Annotated in this window: 19 protein-coding genes; 14 read left to right on the top strand and 5 right to left on the bottom strand. The window is 71.4% G+C overall.

Annotation, left to right across the window (positions count from 1 at the left end; genetic code table 11):
* Positions 1 to 12 precede the first annotated feature (12 nt).
* The 4 genes from BLW43_RS09035 to bchF are packed head-to-tail and all read right to left on the bottom strand — an operon-like array spanning position 13 to position 7,127.
* Entirely contained in the window at positions 13 to 3,732 is a 3,720-nt protein-coding gene (locus tag BLW43_RS09035) for a magnesium chelatase subunit H (protein WP_217632133.1), read from the bottom strand.
* On the bottom strand, positions 3,722 to 5,287 hold the full coding sequence (gene bchB / locus BLW43_RS09030; protein WP_093252081.1) for a ferredoxin:protochlorophyllide reductase (ATP-dependent) subunit B: 1,566 nt from the start codon (positions 5,285 to 5,287) through the stop codon (positions 3,722 to 3,724). Before bchB ends, BLW43_RS09035 begins: the two co-directional genes overlap by 11 nt.
* Positions 5,284 to 6,558, bottom strand: coding sequence for a ferredoxin:protochlorophyllide reductase (ATP-dependent) subunit N (locus BLW43_RS09025; RefSeq protein WP_093252080.1), 1,275 nt, complete (start codon positions 6,556 to 6,558; stop codon positions 5,284 to 5,286). The genes bchB and BLW43_RS09025 overlap by 4 nt, the downstream gene beginning before the upstream one ends.
* On the bottom strand, positions 6,555 to 7,127 hold the full coding sequence (gene bchF, locus BLW43_RS09020; protein ID WP_093252079.1) for a 2-vinyl bacteriochlorophyllide hydratase: 573 nt from the start codon (positions 7,125 to 7,127) through the stop codon (positions 6,555 to 6,557). The genes BLW43_RS09025 and bchF overlap by 4 nt, the downstream gene beginning before the upstream one ends.
* A gap of 527 nt (positions 7,128 to 7,654) precedes the next feature.
* On the opposite strand from bchF, the gene BLW43_RS09015 reads away from it, so the two are divergent.
* Positions 7,655 to 8,494 (top strand): cobalamin B12-binding domain-containing protein, encoded by an 840-nt coding sequence (locus BLW43_RS09015; protein WP_093252078.1) that lies wholly within the window; start codon positions 7,655 to 7,657, stop codon positions 8,492 to 8,494.
* A gap of 51 nt (positions 8,495 to 8,545) precedes the next feature.
* On the top strand, positions 8,546 to 9,967 hold the full coding sequence (ppsR, locus tag BLW43_RS09010) for a transcriptional regulator PpsR (RefSeq protein ID WP_175478822.1): 1,422 nt from the start codon (positions 8,546 to 8,548) through the stop codon (positions 9,965 to 9,967).
* 35 nt (positions 9,968 to 10,002) lie between these two features.
* Here the strand turns inward: ppsR and BLW43_RS09005 are convergent, their stop codons facing one another.
* The gene (locus BLW43_RS09005; protein ID WP_093252077.1) at positions 10,003 to 10,710 is read right to left on the bottom strand and encodes a GntR family transcriptional regulator; all 708 of its coding nucleotides are present in this window, start codon (positions 10,708 to 10,710) and stop codon (positions 10,003 to 10,005) included.
* A gap of 153 nt (positions 10,711 to 10,863) precedes the next feature.
* On the opposite strand from BLW43_RS09005, the gene uxaC reads away from it, so the two are divergent.
* From uxaC to BLW43_RS08940, 12 genes are all read left to right on the top strand, one after another.
* Entirely contained in the window at positions 10,864 to 12,270 is a 1,407-nt protein-coding gene (gene uxaC, locus BLW43_RS09000; protein WP_093252076.1) for a glucuronate isomerase, read from the top strand.
* Between the two features lie 25 nt (positions 12,271 to 12,295).
* Complete coding sequence (locus BLW43_RS08995) at positions 12,296 to 13,276, top strand: TRAP transporter substrate-binding protein (RefSeq protein WP_093252075.1); 981 nt, start codon at positions 12,296 to 12,298, stop codon at positions 13,274 to 13,276.
* A gap of 145 nt (positions 13,277 to 13,421) precedes the next feature.
* Complete coding sequence (locus BLW43_RS08990; protein ID WP_093252074.1) at positions 13,422 to 13,949, top strand: TRAP transporter small permease; 528 nt, start codon at positions 13,422 to 13,424, stop codon at positions 13,947 to 13,949.
* Between the two features lie 4 nt (positions 13,950 to 13,953).
* The gene (locus tag BLW43_RS08985; RefSeq protein WP_093252073.1) at positions 13,954 to 15,234 is read left to right on the top strand and encodes a TRAP transporter large permease; all 1,281 of its coding nucleotides are present in this window, start codon (positions 13,954 to 13,956) and stop codon (positions 15,232 to 15,234) included.
* Positions 15,231 to 15,542 carry a cupin domain-containing protein gene (locus BLW43_RS08980; RefSeq protein ID WP_093252071.1) on the top strand — a complete coding sequence of 104 codons (312 nt, stop codon included), beginning with the start codon at positions 15,231 to 15,233 and terminating at the stop codon, positions 15,540 to 15,542. The genes BLW43_RS08985 and BLW43_RS08980 overlap by 4 nt, the downstream gene beginning before the upstream one ends.
* Positions 15,543 to 15,556: 14 nt before the next feature.
* Entirely contained in the window at positions 15,557 to 16,381 is an 825-nt protein-coding gene (gene kduI / locus BLW43_RS08975) for a 5-dehydro-4-deoxy-D-glucuronate isomerase (protein WP_093252070.1), read from the top strand.
* Entirely contained in the window at positions 16,378 to 17,118 is a 741-nt protein-coding gene (gene kduD, locus BLW43_RS08970) for a 2-dehydro-3-deoxy-D-gluconate 5-dehydrogenase KduD (protein WP_093252068.1), read from the top strand. The genes kduI and kduD overlap by 4 nt, the downstream gene beginning before the upstream one ends.
* Entirely contained in the window at positions 17,108 to 18,556 is a 1,449-nt protein-coding gene (locus BLW43_RS08965) for a mannitol dehydrogenase family protein (RefSeq protein ID WP_093252067.1), read from the top strand. The genes kduD and BLW43_RS08965 overlap by 11 nt, the downstream gene beginning before the upstream one ends.
* Positions 18,553 to 19,737 carry a mannonate dehydratase gene (uxuA, locus tag BLW43_RS08960; RefSeq protein ID WP_093252065.1) on the top strand — a complete coding sequence of 395 codons (1,185 nt, stop codon included), beginning with the start codon at positions 18,553 to 18,555 and terminating at the stop codon, positions 19,735 to 19,737. The genes BLW43_RS08965 and uxuA overlap by 4 nt, the downstream gene beginning before the upstream one ends.
* Positions 19,738 to 21,021: 1,284 nt before the next feature.
* Positions 21,022 to 22,080 carry an ABC transporter substrate-binding protein gene (locus BLW43_RS08950; protein WP_093252061.1) on the top strand — a complete coding sequence of 353 codons (1,059 nt, stop codon included), beginning with the start codon at positions 21,022 to 21,024 and terminating at the stop codon, positions 22,078 to 22,080.
* Position 22,081: 1 nt separating this feature from the next.
* Positions 22,082 to 23,020, top strand: a complete 939-nt coding sequence (locus BLW43_RS08945) for an ABC transporter permease (RefSeq protein WP_217632131.1) — start codon at positions 22,082 to 22,084, stop codon at positions 23,018 to 23,020.
* Positions 23,010 to 23,828, top strand: a complete 819-nt coding sequence (locus BLW43_RS08940) for an ABC transporter ATP-binding protein (protein ID WP_093252059.1) — start codon at positions 23,010 to 23,012, stop codon at positions 23,826 to 23,828. The genes BLW43_RS08945 and BLW43_RS08940 overlap by 11 nt, the downstream gene beginning before the upstream one ends.
* The last annotated feature ends 18 nt before the right edge of the window (positions 23,829 to 23,846 follow it).

Raw genomic sequence — 23,846 nt, 5'->3', positions numbered from 1 at the left:
GGCCGCTCCTTCCTATTCCGCTGCGATGGACACGCCTTCAAGGCGGTCCTCGAGTTCCTCGCCGGCGCGCCTGAGCGCCTCCAGCGTCGCGTCGTCGGGCGCCCAGTAGTTGCGCTCGCTCGCCTCAAGCAGGCGGTTGGCGAGGCGGGCGGACGCCTTTGGGTTCAGCTCGGCCAGACGGCGGCGCATCGCCTTGTCCAGCACGAAGGTCTCGGTGACGCGCTGGTAGACCCAGGGCGCGACTTCGCCGGTGGTGGCCGACCAGCCGAAGGCGTTGGTGACGCTCGCCTCGATCTGGCGCACGCCCTCGTGGCCATGCTCCAGCATCGGCTCGTACCATTTCGGGTTGAGCATCCGCGTGCGCGTCTCCAGCGCCACCTGCTCCGACAGGGTGCGCACCGCGCCCTCGCCGCGCGTCTGGTCGCCGATGTAGGTCGGCGCGCTTTCGCCTTTGGCGCGCTTCACCGCCCGGCCGATGCCGCCGAGCGTGTCGAAATAGTGGTCGATGGTGGTGACGCCGAGCTCGACCGATTCGAGGTTCTGGTAGGCGAGATCGACGCCGCCCAGCACGCTTTGCAGCAGTTCCGGCTGCGCCTTTGCTTGGCCATCGCGGCCGTAGGCGAAGCACTTGCGCCTCGCGTAGCAGTCCGCCAGCTCGTCCTCGTGCTCGAACGTCCCCGCGTCCACCATCATGTTGACGTTGGCGCCATAGGCCCCGTCGGCGTTGGAGAAGACGCGCAGCGCCGCCGTCTCGATGTCGCAGCCCGCTTCGGCCATGTGCTTCAGCGCGTTGGCGCGGAGGTAGTTTTCTTCCTCCGGCTCGTCGGCGCTGGCGGCCAGCCACGCCGCCTCGGCCAGCATCCGCGTCTGGATCGGCAGCAGGTCGCGGAAGATGCCCGAGAGTGTCGCCATCACGTCGATGCGTGGCCGACCCAGCTCCGCCAGCGGGATAAGCCGCGCGCCGCAGACGCGGCCGTAGCTGTCGAGCCGCGGCGCCGCGCCCATCAGCGCCATCGCCTGCGCCACCGGCGCGCCCTCGGTCTTGAGGTTGTCGGCGCCCCACAGGACGATGGCGACGGTGCGCGGCAGCGGCCTGCCGCCCTCCATGTGCCGCGCCAGCAGCCGCGCGGCCTGCTTCGCGCCGTCCTGCATCGCGAAGGCCGAGGGCAGGCGGAACGGGTCGAAGCCGTGCAGGTTGCGCCCCGTCGGCAGCACGTCGGGGCTGCGCAGGATGTCGCCGCCCGGCGCGGGCGGGATGAAGCCCGCGTCGAGCGCGTGGATGATGGCCGGCGTCTCGTTGTCGCGCGCGAGGTTGTCGGCGATGGCCTTCAGCCGGGTCAGCGCGGCCACGTCGCCGCCATGCGCGCGCGCCGCCGCCATCGGGGCGAGCCCCGCCGCCAGCGCGTCGATGGCCGCGCGCGGCAGCGCGTCGCCCGCCGCCTCGGCCACCGCCGCCAGCATGTCGGCCCGCGCCGCCTCGCTCGCCGGCCGGCCCACGACGTGCAGGCCGTGGGGGATCAGCGCGTACTCCACGTCGAGCAGCTTCGGGCCCAGCGCCGCCACCTCTCCCTCGGCGTCGGCCCAGGCCGGCTCCAGCGCGGCGAGGTCCACCGCCGCCGCCTGCGCCTGGATCAGCTCTGCGAGATCGGCGCGCTCATGCGCCTGCTCCGGCGGCGTGGAGCGCCAGCGGTCGAGCGAGGCCTTGAGGTCGAGCAGCCCGCGGTAGAGGCCCGCGGCAGCCAGCGGCGGCGTCAGGTGGCTGATCAGCGTCGCCGCCCCGCGCCGCTTCGCAAGCGCGCCCTCCGAAGGGTTGTTGGCGGCGTAGAGGTAGAAGTTCGGCAGATCGCCGATCAGCCGGTCGGGCCAGTCGTCGCCGGCGAGCCCCGCCTGCTTGCCGGGCATGAACTCCAGCGCGCCATGGGTGCCGAAATGCAGCACGGCGTGCGCCTGAAAATCCTCGCGCAGCCAGCGGTAATAGGCGCTGAAGGCGTGGGTCGGCGCGAAGCCGCGCTCGAAGAGCAGCCGCATCGGGTCGCCCTCGTAGCCGAAGCCCGGCTGCACGCCGACGAAGACGGCGCCGAACTGGCGGCCCAGCACAAAGATGTCGCGACCGTCGGTGAGCTGGCGGCCCGGCGCCGGGCCCCACTGCGCCTCGATCTGCGCCAGATGCGGCTCGCGGCGGACATGGTCCTCGGCGGAGATGCGCGCATGCACGTTCGCGTCGGCGCCGAAGCGCTCGGCATTGCCCTGCAGCACATCCGCCCGCAGCGCGTCGACGGTGGCGGGAACCTCCACCGAATAGCCGGCCTCCTTCAGCGCCTTCAACGTGTTGAAGAGCGACTCGAAGACCGAGAGATAAGCCGCCGTCCCCGTCGCCCCGGCGTTGGGCGGGAAGTTGAAGAGCGTGATCGCGATCCGCCGCTCGGCCCGCGCAGCGCGGCGCAGGCGGATCAGCCGGTCGACGCGCGCCGCCAGCACCTCGGCGCGCTCGGCGCAGGCGTGCATCGCGCGCGGCTCCGAACCAGTGAAGTCGCACTCGCGCGCGCAGCCGCCGCAATGGCCGTTCAGCCCCGCCGAGCGCCCGCCGAACACGATCGGGCCAGTGGCGCCGTCGATCTCGGGAATGGCGACCATGATCGTCGCCTCGACCGGCGTCAGCCCGCGCGCACCGTCGCGCCAGGCCTCAAGCGTCTGGAACTCCAGCGCGTGCGCGGCGAGATAGGGCACGTCGAGCCGCGTCAGCATCGCCTCGGCGCCGGCGGCGTCGTTGTAGGCCGGGCCCCCTACCAGCGAGAAGCCGGTGAGCGACACCACCGCGTCCACGACCGGGCGGCCATCCTTCATGAAGAACGCCTCGATGGCGGGGCGCTGGTCGAGCCCGCTGGCGAAGCACGGGATCACCCGCAGCCCCTTCGCCTCGAGCGCGCGGATCGCGCCGTCATAGTGCCGCGCGTCGCCCGAGAGCACATAGGCGCGCATCACCAGCAGGCCGACCGTGCCGGCGGTTCCGCCCTTCGGCAGGGCGTCGACCGTCTCGGCCATGCGGCCCTTGAGGTCGGGGTGGTACACGCCGATGTCGGGATAGTCCTGCGGCGCCTGCGCGGCCTTCTCCAACATCGGCGCACCGCCGTAGCGACCGACGAGAAACCGGATCATGTTCAGCACGTTCTCGTCGGAGCCGGCGAGGTAGTACTGCATGGTCAGGAAATAGGCGCGCAGATCCTGCGCCTTGCCGGGGATGTATTTCAGGATTTTCGGCAGGCGTCGCAGCATCTTCATCTGCCCGGCGCCGGAGGATTTCGCGCCCGGCTTCGGCTTGCCGCGCAGGCGCTTCAGCATCGCCAGCGGGCCGGTCTGCTCCACGCTCATGTCCATGCGGCCGAGCCGGGTGAGCTTGACGACCTCGCCCGCCGACATCACGCCGACCATCGCGCGGCAGTGGGGCCTGCGGGCCTCCAGCGCGGGCATGATCATCTGGATGTGCTCGTCGAGAAACATCATCGACGCCACGACGATGTCCGCCCGGCCCACCGCCTCGCGCGCGTCGTGCAGCGCCTGCGGGTTCGCCGACCAGTCCGACGCCGCATGCGCGGTCACCACGACGCCCGCGCCCTCGGCGTCGAGCGCGGCCTGAGCCCGGTCGACCGCGGCGCCGAGGTGATTGTCGAGCGAGATGAGGCAGAGCCGCAGCGGCGCCGGCGCCCCGGTCGGCCGGTGGGCCTCAGCGCGCATAGTGGGCCTTGGCGTCATAGAGCGTCTCCACGTCGATGGCGGTCACGCCGCGCATCGCGGCATAGGCCTCGGTGTTGCGCCGGGCCTTGCCGCGCACGAAGAACGGGATCTTCTTCAGTTCCTTCTCGGCGTCCGCCGTCCAGCGGATCTCGGAGTCGACCGGCGCCGCCATGGTCGCGGGCTGCGCCTCTGCGGCGGCCGCCGGCGGCGCTTCGGGCGCCGGCGCGGCGCGCGGCGCGCCGCCGTGCAGATGCGAGGGGCCGGCGCCGTCGTGAAACTCGAAATCGTCGCGGAACATGTGCAGGAGGTGCTCCTCCAGCCCCATGACCAGCGGATGCACCAGCGTGTCGAACAGCACGTTGGCGCCCTCGAAGCCCATCACGGGGGAGTAGCGGGCGGGGAAATCCTGCACATGCACCGGCGCGGAGATCACCGCGCAGGGCAGGCCCAGCCGCTTGGCGATGTGGCGCTCCATCTGGGTGCCCATCACCATCTCCGGCTGCAGCCGCTGGATGGCCTCCTCGATCTCCAGATAGTCGTCGGAGATCAGCGCCTCGACGCCGTGACTCTCGGCGGCGGCGCGCAGGTCGCGGGCGAATTCGCGGTTGTAGCAGCCGAGGCCGACGACCTCGAAGCCCATCTCCTCGGCCGCGACGCGGGCCATGGCGACGGCGTGGGTGGCGTCGCCGAAGACGAAGACGCGCTTGCCGGTGAGGTAGGTGCTGTCCACCGAACGGGTCCACCACGGCATGTTGGTGGGCTCGTCGGCCAGCAGCGGCGCGGGGTCCACGCCCGCCAGCGCCGCGACTTCGGCGATGAAGTCGCGCGTCGCGCCGACTCCGATGGGGACGACGGTGGTGCGCCTCAAGCCGTGGGTCTTCTCAAGCCAGCGTGCGGCGGTGTCCGCTATCTCGGGATAGAGCACCACGTTGAAGTCCGCGTCCGCCAGCCGCGCGATGTCCTCGGGGCCCGCGCCCAGCGGCGCCGCGACGTTCACCGTCACGCCCAGCCGCGCCAGCAGCCCGGTGATCTCCTTGAGGTCGTCGCGGTGCCGGAAGCCCAGCGCGCAGGGGCCGAGGATGTTGCAGCGCGGCCCGCCCGGCGTGCGCTCCACCTTGCCGGCGAGGCGCCGCACGATCTGGTAGAAGGTCTCCGACGCGCCCCAATGCTCCTTCTTCTGGTAGCTCGGCAGCTCCAGCGGGATCACGGGCACCGGCAGGTCCATGCCTTCCGCCAGCCCGCCGGGATCGTCCTGAATGAGTTCCGCCGTGCAGGAGGCCCCCACCAGCAGCGCCTTGGGCTGGTAGCGCGCCACCGCGTCGAGGCAGGCCTGGCGGAACAGGTCTGCGGTGTCCGCGCCGAGGTCGCGCGCCTGAAAGGTCGTGTAGGTCACGGGCGGGCGGTGGTCGCGCCGCTCGATCATCGTGAACAGCAGGTCGGCGTAGGTGTCGCCCTGCGGCGCGTGCAGCACATAATGGGTGTCGCGCATGGCGGTGGCGATCCGCATCGCGCCCACATGCGGCGGCCCCTCATATGTCCAGACGGTCAGCTTCATAGCTTCAGCCTCAGACGACGGTTGAGCGGGCGGGAGAACAGCCCGGCGAGGTCTCCCGCCTGGTCGAAGCCGTGGATCGGCGTGAACACCAGCTCGATGGCCCACTTCGTCGTGAGGCCCTCGGCCTCCAGCGGATTGGCGAGGCCGAGCCCGCACACCGTGATGTCGGGCCGGGCGGCCCTTGCGCGGTCGAGCTGCTTCTCGACGTCCTGCCCTTCGGAGAGCGTGCAGTCGGGGAGCAGCGCCAGCTCCTCCGCCATCTGGGCGCGGTGGATGTAAGGCGCCCCAACCTCGATGAGCCCCATGCCGCATTCGCGGGCGAGAAATCGCGCGATGGGGATTTCGAGCTGGCTGTCGGGGAAGAAGAAGGCGCGCTTGCCGCGCAGATGCTCCGACGCGCGCGCCACCGCCTCCTGCGCCCGCCTGCGACCCGGCGCGATGGCGGCCTCGACGCGGGCGGGGTCGGCGCCGAACGCCTCCGCAGCCGCGCGCAGCCACGCCTCGGTTCCCTCCGCGCCCAGCGGGAAGGGCGCGGGCAGCCGCGTAGCGCCCCGCGCCTCAAGCAGCCGCGCCGTTTCCGCGAGGAAGGGCTGCGCGAGCATCATCTGCGTGTTCGGCCCGACGGCCGGCATGGCGGCGGCGGCGCGCGCCGGCAGGAAGCGCACCGGGCCGACGCCCATCTCGCTGAACAGCCGCGCAAACTGGTCCTCGACCACGTCCGCCAGCGCGCCCACGACCAGCAGCTCCTTCGCATCCGTTTCCGGCAGCGTCGGGACCAGCGCGGCCAGGCAGGCGTCCTCGCCTTGCGTGAACGTCGTCTCGATGCCGGATCCGGAGTAGTTCAGCACCCGGCAGCGTCCGGTATTGGCCGCGCTCAGCCGTTCCGCTGCGCGCCCGAGGTCCATCTTGATGACCTCCGACGGGCAGGAGCCGACGAGAAACAGCAGCCTGATCTCGGGCCGGCGCGCCAGAAGCTGCGCCACGACGCGGTCAAGCTCCTCGTTGGCGTCCTTCATGCCGGAGAGGTCGTGGTCGTCGATCACCGCGGTGGCGAAGCGCGGCTCGGCGAAGATCATCACGCCGGCGGCGGACTGGATAAGATGCGCGCAGGTGCGCGAGCCGACGACGAGGAAGAAGGCGTCCTGGATCTTGCGGTGCAGCCAGACGATGCCGGTAAGCCCGCAGAACACCTCGCGCTGGCCGCGCTCCTTCAGCACGGGCCGCTCGGCGCAGCCGGGCGTGGGGCGCGGGGGGAGGTCGAGCGGGCTCATTGCGCATACTCCGCCCAACGGCGGCCCTCGTCGGGGTCGGGCCGGGCGCCCTCCAGCCGCGCCATGCGCAGCTTCCACAGAAACTGCGCGGCGTTGACGACGTAGATGGCGTAGGCTGCGAGCGCGACCGCGAACTGCTCGCCCGCCGTCCCCCAGCCGCCCAGCAGCATCGCGAGATAGAGGGTGTGGAGCGCGATCACGCCCATGCTGACCACGTCCTCCCAGAAGAACGCGGGCGCGAACAGCCACTTGCCGAACACGACCTTCTCCCAGACCGAGCCCGTGATCATGATCGTGTAGAGAACCAGCGTCTTTACGACGACCGAGGCGACCGCGGCGCCGTAGCCCTCTCCAGTGGCGAGAAACCGCACGACGAGCGCGAGGCTCGCGAGAAAGACGAGGAACTGGAGCGGGGCCAGGACGCCCTGCACCGTGGTCCATACGGTCGCGTCGCGACGGGCGCGCTCGGCTGGCGTGTAGAGCGCGCGGCCGGCGGGCGTCGTCGTCCGGGGGCCGGATCGGCCCGCCGAAGGCCGGGTCGCCGTCGCCTCGGTCGAGCGTGTCGCCATCGTCGCCCCTCCCCTGGCACCGTCTCGCCGCGACGCCTCGGGCGGCGTCCGGCGCGGAGAGCTTCTGGACCGTCTCTCCATGACTCGAATGCTAGTGCGCCTGACGCCAGAGTGTCAACTAAACATGACGCTCAAACTGGACGGCATGACAGCCGGCGGCGGGACCACGCCGTGCACCGGTCGCGGTCCGGCCTCGCGATGCGCTTGGTTTCTCTAGAAAACGACCGAATCTGCGCCGTTTTGTCGCGAACGAACGTCCATCCCGCGGTTTTATCCAAGCCCCGATGCTCTCTTGCCCAGAGATGCGGCCACACTCTACGCAGTCCGGCGACGGCCGGATCACCGGCGCGCTGTAAATCTCGGTTGACAGCACGCGGCGCCCAGCCGCACGCTGATGGTCAAGGCCTGCGCCGCCGCCATCCGGTCCGGGATCGGCCGGCGCGGCCGCAGACGTCGCGGCTCACCAGCGGCCTTCGGAAGGAAGGCGCTGCGGGACCCGACGAGGACAAGCCGGGAGGACGTTCGGCATGGACGGCATCGACACCTTCGGCCGCCGGCAGGCTTTCGCGTTCGACGAGGCGGCGGCCAGGCCGGCGCGCAAGTCGCCGTGGCGGGCGGACCCAGCCGCCCAGGTTTTCGAACTGGTGCAGACCGAGGTGATTCCCCGCCTTCTCCTGAGTCGCCGCTGCGCCGAGACCGCGCGCCAGCCGACCATGGCCCATGTCGAGACGCTGGCGCGGCTGGCGCTCGCGCGCGACGGCGCCGGCGTCTGGGCGCAGGTCAGCGCGCTGCGCGACGCCGGCGCGCCCCTTTCGGCGCTGTTCGGCGGCCTGATCGGCCCCGCGGCGCGGCGGCTCGGCGACATGTGGAAATCCGACGCGGCCGACTTCGTGCAGGTCGCGCTCGGCTGCGGCCGGCTGGCCGTGGCGGCCCGCAGGCTGGGCGCCGAGGCGGAGGTAGCCCCCGCCGCGGGCGCTCCGCGCCTGCTGGTCGCGACGCTGGAGACCGAGCGCCATTCGCTCGGCGCCGGCATGATCGCCGAGAGCATGCGCGGCGCGGGCTGGTCGGTGAGCGAGGCGCCGGCGACGCGGCCCGAGGAGTTGTGCGCGCTGGCGAGCGACATCGCCTATGACGTCATCGGCGTCTCGGTCGGCGGCGACGCCGGGCACCCCCATGCCCGCGCCGCGATCTCCGCCCTGCGCGCCCTCCCGGCGACGCACGGCCCACGGCGGCCGCTCATCATGGTCGGCGGGCCAGCCCTTGCCTCCTGCCCGACGCTTGCGCAGGCGCTCGGGGCCGACGGTGCGGCGAACGACGGGGTTTCGATGATCATGGCGGCCCGCGCTCACTTGCCGAAACCTACGTGATCAAGGACAAGACAATTGTCCGTTACCGACTGATACAAGGCGCTCCGGTTCATGCAGAGGCCTGTCGCGATCGAGCCGATCAGTCCTTTCCGGGATCCGGAGGGCTCGCTTGGCGCCTTGCCGGCCGAACTGGCGAGCATGGCGCTCGTCGCCGCGAGCGACATCGCGCTGGTGCTGGACGCCGACGGCTACATCCGCGACGTCGCGCATAACGGCGTGGAGCTGGCGCGCGAAGGCTGCGAGGCGTGGATCGGCCAGCGCTGGGTCGACACCGTCTCCCGCGAGACGCGCATCAAGGTCGAGGAGCTTCTGGCGGCCTCGCCGGTCGAGGGGCTGCCGCCCGCCCGCCAGGTCAACCACCTCTCGCCGCGCGGCGTCGAGCTGCCCGTCCGCTACAGCGTCGTCTCCATCGGCCGGGGGCGGCGGCTGGCCGTAGGCCGCGAGATGCGCAGCTTCGCCGCCCTGCAGAGCCGCCTCGTCGAGGCCCAGCACGCCACCGAGCGCGAGTACGCCCGCCTGCGCGACGTCGAGATGCGCTACCGCCTGCTGTTCCAGATGTCGTCGGAGGCGCTGCTGATCGTGGACGCCGCGACCCGCCGCGTCGCCGAGGCGAACCCGGCGGCGGAGCGCATCCTCGGCGGCGGCGGACGGCGCGTGGTCGGCCGGCCGCTGGCGGCGAGCTTCGCCACCGACGACGCCGGCGCGCTCGACCGGCTGGCCGCGCGCGCCCGCACCGCCGGCCGCGCCGACGGCGCCCAGGCCCGGCTTCCGGACGGCGCGACGCTCGACGTCTCCGCCGCGCTGTTCCGGCAGGAGGCCACCGCCTTCCTGCTGATCCGCCTTGGCGGCGCGACCGCCGGTCAGGCGCCCTCCGACGAGGCGCGCGCCGTGGCCGGCGTCATCGCCGCCGCGCCCGAGGCCTATGTCGCGACCGACGACGACGGCGCCATCCGCTACGCCAACATGGCGTTCCTGAACCTCGCCCAGCTCGCCGCGCAGGAGCAAGCCATCGGCGCCTCGCTCGACCGCTTCCTCGGCCGCCCCGGCATCGACCTCAACGTGCTGATCTCGACGCTGCGCGAGACCGGCTCGGTCCGCCTGTTCTCGACCTCGCTGCGCGGCGAGTTCGGCTCGGTCGTCGACGTCGAGATCTGCGCCGCACGCACCGAGGAGGGCGACGCGCCGCTCTACGGCTTCCTGATCCGCAACATCGAGGGCCGCGCGGGCCAGACGCGCGACGGCGTGCTGCCGCGCTCGGTGGAGCAGCTCACCGAACTCGTCGGCCGGGTGCCGCTCAAGGATCTCGTGCGCGAGACGACCGACGTCATCGAGCGCCTGTGCATCGAGGCGGCGCTTGAGCTCACCGGCGACAACCGCGCCTCCGCCGCCGAGATGCTCGGCCTCTCGCGCCAGAGCCTCTATGTGAAGCTGCGCCGCTACGGCCTCGGCGACCTCGACGACGTGGACGGCTAGGCGCGGCGCCCGCTGCGGCGGCGGCGAGCCCCGGTTCAGCCCTCGTCCTTCGCGAACCAGTCGTGGTTGGCGGCGCGGATGCGCTCGATCTGTTCGCGGATGCGCCAGAGATGGGCGCGCATGGCGTCCGCCGCGCCGTCCGCGTCGCCGCGCTTCAGCGCCTCGAAGATCGCCATGTGATCCTCCCAGGCGGCCTGCGAGGCGAAGGAGAGCGAGAGCATCCGCACCCGGTCCATGTGCGACTTCATCTCGTTGATGAGATCCCACGCGAAGCCGACGCCGGCATAGGCGCAGAGGTCGTGGTGGAAGCGGTCGTCGAGGGCGTGGAACGTCGCCCGGTCGTCTGCGTCGACGGCGCGCTTCTGCTCCCGCAGCAGGGCGTCGAGCGCCGCGACCTCCAGCCGCGTCATGCGCTGCGCCGCGGCCCGCACCGTCTCGACCTCCAGCGCCACGCGCACGAAGCGCGCCTGCATCACCGCCGTCTCCGAGATCAGCGTGACCGTCGTGGAGCGCTGCGGCCTGATCTCCAGCAGCCCGAGCTTCGACAGCCTGTAGAACGCGTCCCGCACCGGCTGGCGCGACACGCCGAGCTGCGCCGCCACCTCGACCTCGGAGATCCGCGCGCCCGGCTCCAGCGTCAGCGACAGGATGCTCTGGCGCAGCTGCGCGAAGACCTGGTCGGCGACCGTGGGCCGCGCGACGGGCTCCAGCGTGGGCAGTCGCAGGTCGCTCCCCTCGGCCATGCGGCGTTCTCCCCCCTCGTCGCGGAAGGCCGCAAGCCGCCCCCGCCCCTCCCCCTATGGCCCATTCGAGCGCGTGTTGACAGCATTTCTATACTAGCATATTAGCCTATCACAAGAGCCGTAAGGGCCGGATCGACGGGGTTGGAGACGCGGATGGCGCTGCTGGACGAAGACCGGCTGTTTCCGGTGGAGGGGCGCGCGCGCGACCTCGCCCGCGCCCTGCACGCCGGCGTGCGCGACCTGCCGCTCGTCAGCCCGCACGGCCACACCGACCCGCGCTGGTACGCCGAGGACGCGGCCTTCCCCGACCCCGCACGCCTGTTCGTGACGCCCGACCACTACGTGTTCCGGATGCTGCATTCGCAGGGCGCGCCCCTCGAGGCGCTCGGCGTGCCGCGCGCCGACGGCGGCGAGACCGAGGCCGACCCGCGGGCGGTCTGGCGGATCTTCGCCGAGAACTACCACCTGTTCCGCGGCACGCCCTCACGGCTCTGGCTCGACCACGCCTTCGAGACGGTGTTCGGCGTCAGCGAGCGGCTGTCCGCGGCCAACGCCGACGCCGTCTATGACCGGATCGCCGACTGTCTCGCGCGGCCCGAGTATCGCCCCCGGGCGCTTTTCGAGCGCTTCAACATCGAGGTCATCGCCACGACCGAGAGCCCGCTCGACGACCTGCGCTGGCACGCGATGATCCGCGACAGCGGCTGGAGCGGCCGCGTCGTCACCGCCTACCGGCCCGACCCGGTGGTGGACCCCGAATTCCCCGACTTCGCCGCCAATGTCGAGAAGCTGGGCGCGCTGACGGGCGAGGACGCGACCGGCTGGGACGGCTATCTCACCGCCCACCGCGCGCGCCGCGCCTTCTTCAAGGGGTTCGGCTGCACCTCGACCGACCACGGCCACGCCACCGCCCGCACCGAGGATCTGCCGCAGGCCGACGCCGCCGCCCTCTTTGACAAGGCGCTGCGCGGACGCAGCACGGCGGAGGAGGCCGACGCCTTCCGCGGCCACATGCTGACCGAGATGGCGCGCATGAGCCTCGAAGACGGGCTCGTGCTCCAGATCCATCCCGGCAGCTTCCGCAACCATTCGGCGCAGGCCATGGCGCGGTTCGGGCGGGACAAGGGCTATGACATCCCCACCCGCACCGACTATGTGCGCGCGCTGAAGCCGCTGCTCGACGCGGTGGGCGAGCGCCCCGAACTGACGGTGATCGCCTTCACCCTCGACGAGACGGCTTACGCGCGTGAGCTGGCGCCGCTGGCCGGCGTGTACCCCGCGCTGCGGCTCGGCCCGGCCTGGTGGTTCTACGACAGCCCCGAGGGGATGCGCCGGTTCCGCGAGGCGACCACCGAGACGGCGGGTTTCTACAACACCGTCGGCTTCAACGACGACACCCGCGCCTATCTCTCGATCCCCGCGCGCCATGACGTGGCCCGTCGCGTGGATTGCGCCTTCCTCGCCACGCTGGTCGCCACGGGGCGGCTTGCGGAGGACGAGGCCCACGAGGTCGCCCACGACCTTTCATATCGGCTCGCCAAACGGGCCTACCGGCTGTGACGGCCGTTCCAGGGAGGAAGACAGCATGAAGCACTATCGGACGATCATCGGCGCGCTTCTGGCGTCCGCCGCGCTCGCCGGCGCCGCAGGCGCCTGCGAGATCACCTTCAAGTCCTCCGACACCCACCCCGAGGGCTACCCGACCGTCGCGGCGGTCGAGAAGATGGGCGAGATGCTCAAGGAGCGCTCCAACGGCCGGCTCTGCGTCGAGGTCTACCACTCCGCCCAGCTCGGCGAGGAGAAGGACACCATCGAGCAGACGAAGTTCGGCGTGATCGACTTCAACCGCGTCTCGATGGGCCCGTTCAACAACCTCGTCGAGGAGACCAAGGTCGTCTCGCTGCCGTTCATCTTCCGCGGCACCGACCACATGCACCGCGTGATGGACGGCCCGATCGGCGACGAGATCCTCGCCGCCTTCGAGCCGCACGGCTATGTCGGGCTGGCCTATTACGACGGCGGCAGCCGCAGCTTCTACAACCGCGAGAAGCCGATCAAGTCTGTCGAGGATCTGGCGGGCATGAAGGTGCGCGTCATGCAGTCCGACGTCTTCGTGGACATGATGACCGCGCTCGGCGCCAACGCCACGCCGATGCCCTTCGGCGAGGTCTACTCGGGCCTCCAGACCGGCGTCATCGACGGCGCCGAGAACAACTGGCCGTCCTACGAGTCCACCGGCCACTACGAGGTCGCCGGCTACTACACGCTGAACCAGCACCTGATCGTGCCCGAGGTTCTGGTGATGTCGAAGGTCAGCTGGGACAAGCTGAGCCCCGAGGACCAGGCGCTGGTGCGCCAGGCCGCCAAGGACAGCGTGCCGATCAACCGCGAGCTCTGGGCCGAGCGCGAGAAGGTCTCGGAGGCAAAGGTGCGCGCCGCCGGCGTGCAGGTCATCGACACCATCGACAAGGCGCCCTTCATCGCGGCGATGGCCCCAGTCTATGAGCGCCACGCCAATACCCCCAAGCTCAAGAGCCTCGTCGAGCGCATCCAGGCGACCGAGTGAGCGCTTCCGCCAGCCTGACCGACTGACTGACTGACCCACCGGACGGCCCGCGCGGGCCGTCCGCCCAACCGGCCCCGCCGGCCCGATCCGCGCGGGCAGGCGGCGCACTCTCGAAAAATGGGGACCGCTGCTCGTGAGACGGACCATGGAGATCGCCGCGCTCGGCCTCGGGCGGCTCGCGACGGCCGCCCTGTGGCTGGCGGCCGCGGCGCTGGTGCTGATGACCGTCGTGATCGCGGCGCAGGTGGTGTTCCGCTACGGGCTGAACAGCTCGATCGTCTGGAGCGAACCCTTCGCCGTCATCCTGATGGGCTGGTTCATCTTCCTCGGGGCGGCGGTGGGCATCCGCGAGGGCTACCACCTCAGTTTCGACATCCTGCTCTTCGTGCTGCCCGAGCGGGTGAAGCTGATCCTCTACTCGATCTCGGACATTCTCGTGATCGCCTTCGGCTTCGGCATGCTCTGGTATGGCGGGCAGCTCGCCGCCTCGGCCTACGAGGTGAAGCTGCCCTCGCTCGGCGTCTCCGGCGCGGTGGACTTCGCGCCGCTGGTCGGCGGCGGCGCGCTCATCGTGATCTTCTCGCTGGAGCGCCTCGCCCGCCGCGCGGCCGGCCTTCCGACATCCCGCTTCGGCGACGCCGCCGAAGCCGCCGCCGAAACCAGGGAGGGCTGAGCCCATGGATCTCTGGATCCTGTTCGGGACGTTCACCGTCCTGCTGCTTATCGGCACGCCGGTCGCCTTCTGCCTCGGCATCGCCTCCTTCGCGACGATCCTGCACATGGGGCTGCCGCCGGTGGTGGTGTTCCAGCGGCTGAACTCCGGCGTCTCAGTGTTCGCGCTCATGGCGATCCCGTTCTTCATCTTCGCCGGCGAACTGATGGTGCGCGGCGACATCGCGCGCCGGCTGGTGGCGCTGGCGGGCGGACTGGTGGGGCATTTCCGCGGCGGGCTGGGGCAGGTGAACATCTCCGCCTCGCTGCTCTTCGGCGGCATCTCCGGCTCGGCGGCGGCGGACGCCTCGGCGATCGGCGGGCTGATGGTGCCGCAGATGAAGGAACGCGGCTACGACGTGGACTATGCGGTGAACATCACCGTCGTCTCCTCGATCATCGCGCTGATGATCCCGCCCAGCCACAACATGATCATCTATTCCATCGCCGCCGGCGGGCGCATCTCGATCGCGGACCTCTTCACCGCCGGCATCCTTCCGGGGCTGACGCTGGCGCTGGCGCTGATGGCGACGGCGTGGCTCGTGGCGCGCAAACGGGGCTATCCGGTCGACGCCTTTCCGGGCTGGGCCGCGGTCGGCGCGCTGTTCGTGACCGCCATCCCCGGCATCCTGCTGATCGGGATCATCTTCGGCGGCGTGCGCTCGGGCGTGTTCACCGCCTCCGAGAGCTCCTGCATAGCCGCCGTCTACGCGCTGCTCGTCACGACACTCGCCTACCGCACCATGAGCTGGAGCGGCTTCGTAGCCGCGACCGTCGCCGCCGTGCGCACCACCGCGATGGTGCTGATGGTGATCGGCTGCGCCGCCGCCTTCGGCTGGCTGCTGGCGGTGCTGAGGGTGCCGGCGGCCATGGTCGAGCTGGTGAAGGGCGTCAGCGACAACCCCATCGTCATCCTGCTGCTGATCAACGTCACCCTGCTGGTGCTCGGCACCTTCATGGACATGTCGCCGCTGATCGTGATCACCACGCCGATCTTCCTGCCGGTCGCGACGGCCTTCGGCGTCGACCCGGTGCATTTCGGCGTGATCATGGTGCTCAACCTCGGCATCGGCCTCTGCACGCCACCGGTGGGGGCCGTGCTCTTCGTCGGCTGCGCCGTGGGCGGGATCGGCGTGGGCAAGGTCATACGCACGATCTGGCCTTTCTACCTCGCGGCCTTCGCGACGCTGATGGCCGTCACCTACATCCCCGCCCTTTCCCTCTGGCTGCCCTCGGTGTTCCGATGACCGCATATCCCGAAGTCCCCGCCGACCCCGGCGTGAAGCGCCAGGTGCTGGCCGACCACCCCGATCTGATGGTCGTCGCCTTCCGCTTCGCCCATGCCGGCGCCGAGGGGAAGCTCCACCGCCACCGCCACGTCCAGTCCACCTATGTCGCCTCCGGCCGCTTCCGCTTCACTGTTGGCGGCGCGCCGCGCGAAGTGGGGCCCGGCGACAGCTTCGTGATCGACGGCGACGTGGAGCATGGCTGCGTCTGCCTGGAGCCGGGCGAGCTGATCGACAGCTTCGCCCCGCGCCGCGACGATTTTCTGTGAGAGAGGGCCCAGCCATGCTGACCGTCGAGACCCGCCACGCCGTCGACCCCGCCAGCGCCGAGCGCATGGGCACGCAGGAGCTGCGCGGCGCCTTCCACGCCGGAGGGCTGTTCCGCGACGGCGAGATCCGCCTCGTCTACACCCATTACGACCGCATGATGATCGGCGGCGCGACGCCCGCCGGCGGCGCGCTCACGCTCGACCATGTGGCGCAGACCGGAACGCCGGGCGTGCTCGACCGGCGCGAGATGGCGGTGGTCAACATCGGGGCCGCCGGCGCCGTGGCCGCCTGCGACGAGACCTTCGCCATGGAGAAAGGCGACGTCGTCTATATCGGCATGGGCGCCGGCCCGGTCACGTTCTCCGGCGAGGGCCGTTTCTACATCCTCTCCGCGCCCGCGCACCGCGCGATCCCCGCGCGTCTGGTGCGCCTTTCCGACGCGAAGCAGATCAGGCTCGGCTCGCCCGAGGCGGCCAACGAGCGCACGATCTACCAGTTCATCGTGCCCGAGGCCGGGCCCTCCTGCCAGCTTGTCGTCGGCTACACCAAGTTCGAGCCGGGCTCGGTCTGGAACACCATGCCGGCACACCTGCACGACCGGCGGATGGAAGCCTACCTCTACTTCGACCTCGCCGATGACGCCCGCGTCTTCCACATGATGGGCCGCCCGGAGGAGACCCGGCACATCGTGATGAGGAACGAGGAGGCGGTCCTCTCCCCGGCGTGGTCGATCCACTGCGGCGCCGGCACCGGCCCCTACACCTTCATCTGGGCGATGGCCGGCGACAACGTCGACTACCGCGACGTCGACATGGTGGCGATGGAGACGCTGGCGTGAGCCGCTTCTCGCTGGAGGGCCGCCGCGCGCTCGTCACCGGCGCCAACGCCGGGATCGGCCAGGCCATCGCGGTCGGGCTCGCCGAAGCCGGCGCGGCGGTCGTCTGCGCCGGGCGGCGCGACTGCGACGAGACGCTGGCGCTGGTCGCGGCGGCGGGCGGCCGCGCCGAACCCCTCGCGCTCGACTTCGCCGACCCGATGGCGGCGAAGGGCGTCTTCGAGGGCGAAGGCTTCGACATCCTCGTGAACAACGCCGGGATCATCCGCCGCGCCGACAGCGTCGACTACGCCGAGGCCGACTGGGACGACGTGATGGACGTCAACCTCAAGGCGCTGTTCTTCACCTGTCAGGCCTTCGCGAGGGAGGTCCTTTCGCGAGGCGGCGGCGGGCGGATCGTCAACATCGCCTCGCTCCTGTCGTTCCAGGGCGGCGTCCGCGTGCCGGCCTACACCGCCTCCAAGCACGGCGTGGCGGGGCTGACCAAGATCCTCGCCAACGAATGGGCCGGCCGCGGGCTGAACGTCAACGCCATCGCGCCGGGCTACATCGAGACCGCCAACACCGAGGCCCTGCGCGCCGACCCCGAGCGGTCGAAGGCGATCCTCGACCGCATCCCCGCCGGCCGCTGGGGCGCCGCCGAGGACATCGCGGGAACCGCCGTCTTCCTCTGCTCGCCCGCCGCCGCCTACATCCACGGCGCGGTGCTGAACGTCGACGGAGGCTGGCTTGCCCGCTGAGCGGCCCGCCGAACCCCTCGCCCGCAGCGGCCCGGCCCCGCGCGTCGGCGTCGTCCATCTCGGCCTCGGCGCCTTCTTCCGCGCCCATGGCGCCGTCTATCTCGCCGAGGCGATGGCGGCGACGGGCGGCGACTGGGGCGTGCTCGGCGTCTCGCTGGTCAGGCCCGACATGCGCGACGCGCTGGCGCCGCAGGGCGGCGTCTACACCGCGCTCGAACTCGGCCCCGACGGCGAGACGGCGCGGCGCGTCGAGAGCGTCGTCGGCGTGCTGGTCGCGCGCGAGGATCCCGCCGCGGTGCTAGAGGCGATGGCCGACCCCGCCGTGCGCATCGTCACCCTGACCGTCACCGAGAAGGGCTACCGCCACGAGCCGGCCACCGGCGCGCTCGATCTTGGCCATCCCGACATCGCCCACGACGTTGCGGAATGCCTGCCCGTCTCGGCGCCCGGCTTCCTCGTGCGCGCGCTGCAGCGCCGCCGGGCCGCGGGCGTGGCGCCCTTCACCGTGCTCTGCTGCGACAACCTCCCCGAGAACGGCCGCGTCGTGCGCGGCGTGACGCTGGCGCTCGCCCGCCGCATCGACCCCGCTCTGGCCGACTGGATCGCCGCCGAGGGCCGTTTCCCCTGCAGCATGGTCGACCGCATCGTTCCCGCGACGACGCCGGCCACCATCGCCCGCGTCGCCGAGCTGACCGGCCGCGCCGACGCCGCGCCGGTGCAGCACGAGCCGTTCCGCCAATGGGTCGTCGAGGACGACTTCGTGGGCGGCGCCCGGCCCGAGCTCGCCGCCGCCGGCGCCGAACTGGTGGCCGACGTCGCGCCCTACGAGGGCATGAAGCTGCGGATGCTGAACGGCGCGCACTCCGCACTCGCCTATCTCGGCTACCTTTCCGGGCGCGAGACCGTCGCCGACGCCATGGCCGACCCCGTGCTCGCGGCCTTCGTCCGCCGGCTCTGGCGCGACGAGATCATCCCGGTGGTCGCGGCGCCGCCGGGCGTCGATCTCTCCGCCTACGCCGATGCGCTGGCCCGGCGCTTCGCCAACCCCGCGATCCGCCACCGCACCTGGCAGATCGCCATGGACGGCAGCCAGAAGCTGCCCCAGCGCCTGCTCGCCTCGCTCGACCTGAATCTCGGCGCGGGTCGCCCGGCGCCGGGCCTAGCCCTGGCCGTCGCAGCCTGGATGCGTTACGTCGCCGGCGTCGACGAGGCGGGCGGCCCCATCGACGTGCGCGACCCGATGGCGGCGCGCCTGCGGGCGCTGAGCGACGCCGCCGAGGGGCCGCAGGCGAAGGCGGCCGCGCTGCTCTCGGTCGCGGAGATCTTCCCCCCCGCGCTGGCCAGGCGCCTCGCGGAGCCGGTGGGCGCGGCCTGCGCCCGATTGGCGGAGGTCGGCGCCCGCCGCGCCGCCGCCGACCTGACGGAGACCGCCCCATGATCGAAAGCTGGCGCTGGTACGGCCCGCTCGACCGCATCTCCCTGCCCGAGATCGCCCAGACCGGGGCCGCCGGCATCGTCACCGCGCTCCACGAGATCCCCTATGGCGAGGTCTGGCCGCGCGAGACCATCGCCGCCCGCCGCGCCGAGATCATCGCCGCCGGCTTCGACTGGGTTGCGGTCGAGAGCCTGCCGGTCCACGAGGACATCAAGCGCGGCGAGGGCGACCTCGCGCGCATCTTCGCCAACTACCGCCAGTCGCTCGCGAACCTCGCCGCCGAGGGGCTGCGGACGATCTGCTACAATTTCATGCCGCTGCTCGACTGGACGCGCACCGACCTCGCCCACCCGCTGCCGCGCGGCGGCGCCTGCCTTCGCTTCTCCGCCCCCCGCATGGCCGCCTTCGAACTCCACATGCTGGAGCGCGCGGGCGCCGAGGCCGACTACTCGCCCGAGGCGCTTGAAGCCGCCGAGGCCTGGACGCGCAGGGCGACGGAGCAGGACCGCGCCGACCTGCTCGCCGCGATCATGGCCGGCCTGCCCGGCGCCTATGCCCGCTACGACGTCGCCGGCCTGCGCGAGGCGCTCGCCGGCTGGCGCGGGGTCGACCGCGCGGCGCTGCGCGCCAGCTACCGCCGCTTCCTGGAGGAGGTCGTCCCCACGGCGGAGGAGTTGGGGATGCGCCTCTGCGTCCACCCCGACGACCCGCCGCGCGACATCCTCGGCCTGCCGCGCATCGTCTCCTCGGGAGAAGACATCGCCTGGGTGCTGGGCGCCGTCGACGCGCCCGCCAACGGCGTGACGCTCTGCTCCGGCTCGCTGGGCGCCAACCCGGCCAACGACGTGCCCGCCATAGCCCGCGCCGTCGCCCCGCGCATCCACTTCGCCCACCTGCGCAACGTGCGGAAGGAGCCCGACGGCAGCTTCGAGGAGGCCGAGCATCTGGGCGGAGACACCGACATGGTGGCGTTGATCGAGGCCCTGCTGGCCGAGGAGGCGCGTCGGCGTTCGGAGGGCCGCGAGGACGCCGCGATCCCCTTCCGCCCCGACCACGGCCACGACCTGCTGGGAGACGCCGAGCGCGCCGCCCACCCCGGCTACCCCCTCATCGGCCGCCTGCGCGGCCTCGCCGAACTCCGCGGCGTCGCGCAGGCGGTGACGCGGCTGCGCGCGAGCGGCTAGGGACGCGGCGGGGCGACGGGCGGCGAACACGGCAGGCGGTCTTTCTCCCACGACGGCGCCGCCGCAGCGTCGAAGGCCGCGCCCTCCCTCGGGTGGCCGCTTCGCGACGGCCGAACAATGCGGTTCATGGCGCAAACGACTTCGACCGTTCCGCAGGTCGCGGCGTTGCAATGCGCGGATTTCACCCGTCCGCCCCGCGGCGCCTCTTGAGCGATGAGGGCCGCGCCCTCCCTCGGGTGGGCGCTTCGCGACGGCTGAGCGGCGCGGTTTATGGCGCAAACAACTTCGACGGCGCAGCGGGTTGAGGCGTTGCAATGCGCCCTCCCTGGGGGGAGGGAGGGCGCGGCCCGTGCTGGTCGCACGGGCCAAGGGTCGAGCGAGGCGCCTTCAGGCCACAGGCCGCCTTCCCCGCACCCCGGCCATTCGAACGGAACGGAAGCTCCCACTCGCAACCTCACGGCCCGCAATCGTCGGCGGCGGCCGAACCCCTGCCGAACCCCTGCCGAAAACCCTCCCGAAACTGTCCTGAACCGGAACTTTGCACAACGGGAAGCCATCGCCCCACAATCCGGACGACTCCCTGACTTCGCGAAGGACTCCGCATCGGCGTCCTCACGCGCCACGCGACTCTCGGCCGGGCCGCTGACCACGCCGTGCAGCGCTGCGCCCACCGCCGCGGCGACGGAGTCCTCGGGGCCGGCGCCCTCTGTCGGCGGTCGCGCGGCGTCCCCCTCCGCCCCCTCACCCCGCCCGCTTGCGGCGCCGGCGGCTGTGGTGGGCGCTGCGCGCCGGCGGCGGCTCCCCTGGCGTGGCCGAAGAACTCGCGCCCCGAGAGCTCTCGCGGGATGGCGACGCGGATCGGCGGGCGGTCGGCGCGGCGGCTCTCGCGGCGGACGGCCTCGGCCGCCCGCTGCCCGGCAGCGGCGCCGCGTCGCCCGAGCCGCCGAAGTGAGCAATCCGCGTTCATATTTCCGACGAATTGATTAACTCTCAGGCTTCTCCGGCCGTTGCGCCGTCGAAATCGCCTTGCCCAACAGCGCTGCGCGGAATGGCATGCAATTTGCTCGGTCGGGGACAGCGCAGCCCCGCAGGTCGGGAGCTTCGGTTGGCGTGCCGACGGCAGGAATGCGGTCGACCCGGCAGGGGCGGCGCGTGGGCTCCCCCCCTCGCGCGCCGCCCCGATCCGCCGGGCCGCTGACGGGCGGAAGGCCCGCGTCCGCACCTGTCGAACCGATGACAGCGCGTCGGGCTGGCCGCCGCGCACAGACAGGGAAACCGCCACGCATGTGCGATCACCATCTTAATACCTCCCGCCTCGACCTCGCCGCGCCGCGGCTTGACCGTCGCGGCTTCCTCCGCAGCACCGGCGCCATGACGCTGACCATGGCGGCGGCCGGCGGCCTCGGCGCGGGCCGCGCGCTGGCCTCGGACGCCCTCACCTCCACGCATGGCACGGGCTTCTGCAACCTCAACCTGTTCCTCGCCCACGCCGACCAGCTGGCGCAGGAGGACGGGCTGGAGATCCAGTTCGTCAACACGCCGACCTTCGCCGAGCAGGTGACGTTCCTCGGCATCGGCCAGGTCGATGTCGGCCTGATGCCCTACACGAGCTTCATGGCGCTCTACGACGCCGGCGCGCCGGTGACGATCGTCGCCGGCGGCGGCATCGAGGGCTGCGGCATCGTCTCCCAGCCGGGCCTCGACAGCGCGGAGAAGCTGAAGGGCAAGACGCTCGGCACCTTCCAGCTCGATACGCTCGAAGTCATGCCCTACGACTGGCTCAAGGCGAAGGGCGTGCCCTTCAGCGACGTCAACGTGCGCTACATGGGCAACACGCCCGAGGCGGTGGAGGCGTTCAAGGCCGGCGCGCTCGACTGGATCTGCACCATCGAGCCCTACGTCACCTCGCTCATCAAGGACGTGCCCGGCGCGCATCTGCTCTCCGACGGCAAGGACATCTACGGCGCCGGTTACACCGACTGCGTGCTCGCCTGCCGCACCAACCTCATCACCGAGAAGCCCGCCGCGCTGAAGGCGCTGATCAAGGGCATGATGAAGGCGCAGGCCGCCGCGGAGGCCGACCCCGACACCGCGCTCGAGAAGCTTGTCGGCACATACTACAAGACCTCGATGGAGAACGCCCAGTTCGCCAAGTTCAAGCAGCCCGCGGTGGTGGACGCCCGCAACCAGACCGACTTCATCCTCGAACGCGTCGATAGCGTGATCGAGATGGGCTACATCAAGAAGAAACCCGGCCGCGACGCGATCGACTGGACGCTGCTGGAGGAGGTCATCGCCGAGAACGCCGACCTCTACGGCTCGCTCAAGCTGAAGTCGGCCTGAGATGGCGGACGCCGCGCCCGACATGCGGGCCGGCGGCGCGCGCGCTTCCGGCGGGGCGACAGCCCCGCCGGCCCGTGCGCCGCTGGTCGCGCCGGAGAAGCTGCGGGGCTTCATCGCCTCGTTCGGATGGACCGTGGCCTCCGTCGGCCTGTTCACGCTGATCTGGGAGTTCTGCTGGCTGGTCGGCTGGGCGGACCCCAAGCTGCTGCCGCCGCCGCACATCTTCCTCGGCCAGATCGGCGAACAGACCAAGTTCTTCAACACCGCGACGCGCTGGGCGGTCGGCGTGAACCCCGACAGCGGCCCGACGGGCCTGGAGTCCGTTATGGTGACGGTCGCCGCCACCATGGCGCGCGTCGTCGCCGGCCTCGTCATCGCCTCGGTCCTCGCCATCAGCCTCGGCGTGCTGATCCGCTACTACGTCATGGTCGAGCGCCTCACGCTGCCGACGATCACGCTGCTCTCGCCGGTCTCGCCCATCGCCTGGCTGCCGGTGGCGATCTTCCTGTTCGGCATCGGCAACGCGCCGGCGATCTTCATGGTGGTGGTGGCGCTGTTCTTCCACATGGTGCTGGCGACGGTGACGCACATCGACAACGTCAACCGCAACTTCATCCATGTCGCGCGGACGATGGGGGCGACGAAGCGGCAGGTCTACGCCCGCGTCGTCATTCCCGCGATCCTGCCGGGGCTGCTGATGGTGCTGCGGCTCAACCTGTTCGGCGCCTGGATGGTGGTGCTGGTCGCCGAGAGCACCGGCGTCGGCCACGGGCTCGGGCAGGTCATCATGCTGGCGCGCAACACCTTCAACCCCTCGCTGGTGTTCTTCGTGATCGCGCTGATCGGCGTGCTGGGGTTCCTGACCGACTGGGCGCTGCGGATGGTGCAGCACAGGGTTCTCTACTGGCTTCCGGAGAAGGGCGCGCACCATGGCCTCTGACGCGAAGGGCTTCTCGAAGAAGGATCCGGTCGTCTGCCGGGGCCTTGGCAAGACCTGGGCCGCCGGCACCTCGCGGGCCCACGAGGCGCTGAAGGGCATCGACCTCGACGTGAAGCCCGGCGAGTTCGTCGTGCTGCTGGGCCCGTCGGGCTGCGGCAAGAGCACGCTGCTCTACCTCATCGCCGGGCTTGAGGACGTGACGACGGGCGAGCTGAACCATTTCGGCGAGCCCGTGACCGGCCCCTCCCCCGACCGCAGCCTGATCTTCCAGGAAACCTCGCTGTTTCCGTGGCTGACGGTGTGGGAGAATGTCGCCTTCGGCCTCTCGATCCGCGGCGCCTCGCACGCCGAGCGCAAGGAGGCCGCGGTGCAGGCGCTGCGCGAGGTCGGCCTGACGGCGGCGATGAACAAGCGACCCGACGAGCTGTCGGGCGGCATGCGGCAGCGCGTCGCCGTGGCGCGCGCGCTGGCGATGCGGCCCAAGGTGCTGCTGATGGACGAGCCCTTCGCCGCGCTCGACGTGCAGACGCGCCAGAAGATGCAGGACTTCCTGCTCGACGTCTGGCGCGACAGCGGCGCCACGGTGCTGTTCGTGACCCACCACATCGACGAGGCAGTGGCCCTGTCGGATCGGGTGGTGGTGTTCACGTCCCGGCCCGGACGCATCAAGACCATCGTGACCAACGACCTGCCCCGCCCGCGCGACCCCTTCGCGCCGGAAAGCGAGGCGATGCGCCGCCACCTCACCGCGCAGCTGCGCGACGAGGTGGACCGCGCCTTCGCCGAACAGGAATCCTTCGGGGCCTAGCCCGCATCCAGGAGACTA

This window comes from Rubrimonas cliftonensis (assembly GCF_900107585.1).
GTDB lineage: Bacteria > Pseudomonadota > Alphaproteobacteria > Rhodobacterales > Rhodobacteraceae > Rubrimonas > Rubrimonas cliftonensis.
Note: the sequence above shows the minus strand (reverse complement) of the source record. Positions and strands in the feature narration are given on the sequence as shown.